The sequence below is a fragment of the uncultured Planktosalinus sp. genome (assembly GCF_963973675.1).
Taxonomy (GTDB): Bacteria; Bacteroidota; Bacteroidia; order Flavobacteriales; family Flavobacteriaceae; genus Planktosalinus.
The window spans coordinates 1-4,336 of record NZ_CAXBAN010000230.1; the positions used below are offsets into that span (position 1 = coordinate 1).

Below are 4,336 nucleotides of genomic sequence, written 5' to 3' on the forward strand. Positions count from 1 at the left end.
TCCGTCTCCTGTAAGAAGAACTTTATCGAAAGAAACGCTGTCTCCTTCTTCTCCGCTTAGACGGTTAACAAACACCTTCTGGTCTTTTGCAACTTTAAATTGCTGCCCTGCTATCTCTACAATTGCGTACATAGCGTGTATTTAGTTAATTTAAACTTGATTAATCGTTAGATTTTCTTCTAACGCGGGCGCAAATATACACCTAAAAAATGAATATACAAATCACTGCTATCTACTTTTTATATGATATATTACTTTTGTTTGGTGTTCCAAGACTCTTTTAAAAGTTGCATAAACGCCAGGGTTAAGACAAATGAAGTAGCCAGCCCCATGATTAATACAGAAACAATGAGAGTTAACGGGCCATTACTCAGATTTAACCCCCAGCCATCGATAATGGTTGTTGCAAATCCGGGTTCAATATGATACATATAGACAGCCATAGCAATACCAAATAAAACAGCAGCCAGAGCCCCACTTAATAAGCCTGCTTGAAAGCCTTCTTCATATTTAAACGATGCATGGTTTTTTTTGTAGCTAGTAATAGCTTTATAGATTCCAAAACCAAAAATCACCGCATTGAAAGCACTTAATACAGTTAGTGTATGAAGGTTCAAAAGCCGCAGTACTAAGAAATAAATTATCAATAAAACAGTAATGATTAAACCATATTTGATATAATGCTTTGTCATAATTTTTTAATTTTTTAGGGTTAGTTGTCCCTAATATCGTAAAAATTGGATTTAATTAACACTAACACTCTGTTAATTTTTTAAGTTTTGGCCAAATGATATCCTCTAAATCCTATCTTTGTAATCTATGAAAAGTGTAACAAACTTCACATTTTTATTACTAATGAGTCACATTTTAAATCAATAACAAAAACTATGAGAAAAAATCTTTTTACCATAGCATTGCTTCTATTTGCTTTTACGTATGTTCAAGCGCAGGAAGTTGCTTTTGAAGAGTACAAACTTGACAATGGCCTGCATGTAATTTTACACCAGGACAATACTGCACCCGTGGTAATCACTTCTGTGATGTATCAGGTAGGTGCCAAAGACGAGAATCCTGAGCGTACAGGATTTGCACATTTTTTTGAACATCTTTTGTTTGAAGGAACAGAAAATATTGAAAGAGGTGAGTGGTTTAAAATTGTTTCGTCTTACGGAGGGTCCAATAATGCAAACACCAGTGATGATCGTACCTACTATTATGAAATTTTCCCATCAAACGCTGTTGAAGTAGGTTTGTGGATGGAAAGCGAGCGTATGTTACATCCTATCATTAACCAAATTGGTGTTGACACTCAAAATGAAGTAGTCAAAGAAGAAAAAAGACTGCGTGTAGATAACCAACCCTACGGGAATATTTTTTCTGAGGTTAAGAAAAACATGTTTAAAAAGCATCCATACAGATGGTCGCCTATAGGTAGCATGGAGCACCTTGATGCAGCAACTCTCGATGAGTTTCTTGCTTTTAATGAAAAGTTTTATGTTCCCAACAATGCCACTTTAGTTGTAGCGGGGGATATAAATTTTCCAGAAGTAAAAAAAATGATTCAGGATTATTTTGGTCCTATTCCAAGAGGAGCTGAAGTTGAAAGGGTCAATATTAAGGAAGAACCCATTACAGAACAAATCAATGCAGTGGCATACGATCCCAATATTCAAATTCCAGCCATCATTCACGCCTACAGAACTCCGGCAATGAACACACGTGAAGCACGAGTCTTGGATATGGTTTCAACTATTTTAAGTGACGGAAAAAGTTCAAGGTTGTATAAAAAACTGGTTGATGAGAAAAAAATGGCCCTTCAGGTTGCTGCTTTTAATGTGAGTCAGCAAGACTATGGGATGTATTTAACTTTTGCTTTGCCATTAAACAACACTTCACTTGAAGATCTAACCAAGGAGATTGACGAAGAAATTGTAAAACTACAAACTGAATTAATTTCAGAAAGAGAGTTTGAAAAGCTTCAAAACGTGTTTGAAAACCGTTTTGTAAACTCAAATGCTACGATTGCAGGTATTGCCGGTTCATTGGCTACTTATCAAATGCTCTATGGAGATATTAATTTAATCAACAATGAAATTGATATCTACAGATCAATAACAAGAGAAGAAATCAGAGACGCTGCCAGAAAATATCTTAACCCAAATCAAAGATTGCGTTTAGAATATTTACCTGAAAATGACAAACAATAAAAAAACAGATCAATGAAAAAGTATATACTATCTTTAACAGCTTGTTTATTTTTTATAAGCTTTATTAATGCACAGGTTGACCGTTCAAAACGGCCTGTTCCTGCACCAGCACCAAGTATCAATCTTTCAACGCCACAGTCGTTTGAACTGGATAATGGTATGAAAGTTATGATTGTAAAAAACACTAAGCTTCCACGTGTGAGAATTCAATTGCGTTTAGACAACCCGCTTTATGCCTCTCAGGACAAAGCCGGAGTTGAATCCTTATTGGCTGCCATGCTAGGAAACGGAACCACATCTATTTCAAAGGAAGATTTCAACGAAGAGGTTGATTTTCTTGGAGCTTCCATAAACTTTGGATCACAGAGTGGTTTTGCCAGCTCCTTGTCAAAATATTTTGACCGTATTTTTGAATTGTTTGCAGATGCAGCAAAAAATCCTTTGTTGGATGGAGAAGAATTCCAAAAGGAAAAAGACAAGTTACTTGAGGCATTGAAAAACAATAAAAAAGATGTGTCAACAGTGTCGAGACAAGTTTCGTCTGCATTGTTGTACGGAAAAAAACACCCAAAAGGAGAGTTTGCAACTGAAGAAACTGTTCAAAACATCACACTAGCAGATGTAAAGAATTACTATGAGAACTTTTTCTCTCCTGAAAATGCTTATTTGGTAGTTATCGGTGATGTAAACATATCAAATGTAGAAGCACTTGCAAGGAAACATTTTGGAAACTGGCCACAGCAAAAAGTTTTGGACGTGAGCTATTCAGATCCTTCAGATGTGCAGTATACTCAGATCAATTTTATTGATATGCCCAACGCAGTGCAGTCTGAACTAGTAGTTGAAAACATCGTCAACCTAAAAATGAGCGATCCTGATTACCACGCAGTTTTAATTGCAAACAGTATTCTTGGAGGAGATTTCAATAGTTATTTGAATATGAATTTACGCGAGGACAAAGGCTGGACTTATGGCGCAAGATCATCCACAGGCGCCGGTAAGCACGTAACAAGTTTTTATGCTTCCACTAGTGTTAGAAATGCAGTAACCGATAGCGCAGTTGTTGAAATGCTTCATGAAATCAAGAACATTAGAGAAAACCTGGTTGATAATGATAAATTGGCTTTAGCGAAAGCAAAATACACAGGAAATTTTGTTTTAGCTCTTGAGCGTCCTGAAACCATAGCTAATTATGCATTGAACATTGAGATACAAAATCTTCCAAAAGATTTTTATGAAAACTACCTTAAGAAAATCAATGCTGTTACTGCTGAAGATGTAAAACGTGTAGCCAACAAATATTTTTTGGTTAACAATGCTCGTATCGTCGTCACTGGAAAAGGTTCTGAAGTGCTCGAAGGTCTTAAAAAGATTGACAGGGGAGACGGCACTATGATTCCGGTAAAATACTTTGACATCTACGGAAATGAGGTTGAAGAACCTAACTATACAATAGCAATGGATCCTTCAGTAACTATTGAAACAGTGTTGAACAACTATATAAATGCTATTGGCGGAAAAGGTAAACTCAATGATGTTAAATCAGTATTCACAACTGCAGGTGCTACTATGCAAGGTATGCAATTGGGTATGGAAATGAAGGTAACCAGTGACAATAAAATGTCACAAGCAATTTTAATGGGGGGTATGCCTCTTCAAAAAACAGTATTTAACGGACAATCCGGTTATACTATGGCACAAGGACAAAAAATGGAGTTTGATGAGAAGCAATTGGCAGATATGAAAGAGGGAGCCGGTTTATTTCCGGAAATGAGCCCTTCCAAAGCGACACTTATTGGAATGGATACTGTAGATGGAGTCACTGCTTATGCCGTTGGATATGGCGATTCTAAAGTGAGCTTTTACAATGCTGAAACCGGCTTGAAAATCAAAGACGAGAACACTCAAGAAGTGAACGGAACGCCAATGAAATCATCCATTTTATATGGTGATTATAAAGAAGTGGGAGGTATTCAATTTCCGCACACAATGACCGTTTCGGCGGGACCTCAGGAAATTAAATTTGAGGTTACTGATATTAAAATCAACGAAGGCGTAAGCGAAGAGGATTTTAAATAAACATTAGAAATCAGACTTAGGATTTTACACACAAACCGCCCCACTAAACC

The 4,336-nt window shown here is 36.6% G+C and carries 4 protein-coding genes; 2 read left to right on the top strand and 2 right to left on the bottom strand.

The window, feature by feature from the left end:
- Together AACY61_RS09465 and AACY61_RS09470 are read right to left on the bottom strand one after the other, a co-directional pair.
- The coding region (locus AACY61_RS09465) for a bL21 family ribosomal protein (RefSeq protein ID WP_339611334.1) at positions 1 to 132 on the bottom strand (132 nt) is incomplete at its 3' end.
- A gap of 119 nt (positions 133 to 251) precedes the next feature.
- The gene (locus tag AACY61_RS09470) at positions 252 to 692 is read right to left on the bottom strand and encodes a DUF4199 domain-containing protein (protein WP_339611331.1); all 441 of its coding nucleotides are present in this window, start codon (positions 690 to 692) and stop codon (positions 252 to 254) included.
- Positions 693 to 887: 195 nt separating this feature from the next.
- Between AACY61_RS09470 and AACY61_RS09475 the strand changes: the two genes are divergently transcribed.
- Positions 888 to 2,207: a pitrilysin family protein gene (locus AACY61_RS09475; protein ID WP_339611332.1), complete on the top strand. Its 1,320-nt coding sequence runs from the start codon at positions 888 to 890 to the stop codon at positions 2,205 to 2,207.
- A gap of 12 nt (positions 2,208 to 2,219) precedes the next feature.
- Entirely contained in the window at positions 2,220 to 4,286 is a 2,067-nt protein-coding gene (locus AACY61_RS09480; RefSeq protein ID WP_339611333.1) for a pitrilysin family protein, read from the top strand.
- The last annotated feature ends 50 nt before the right edge of the window (positions 4,287 to 4,336 follow it).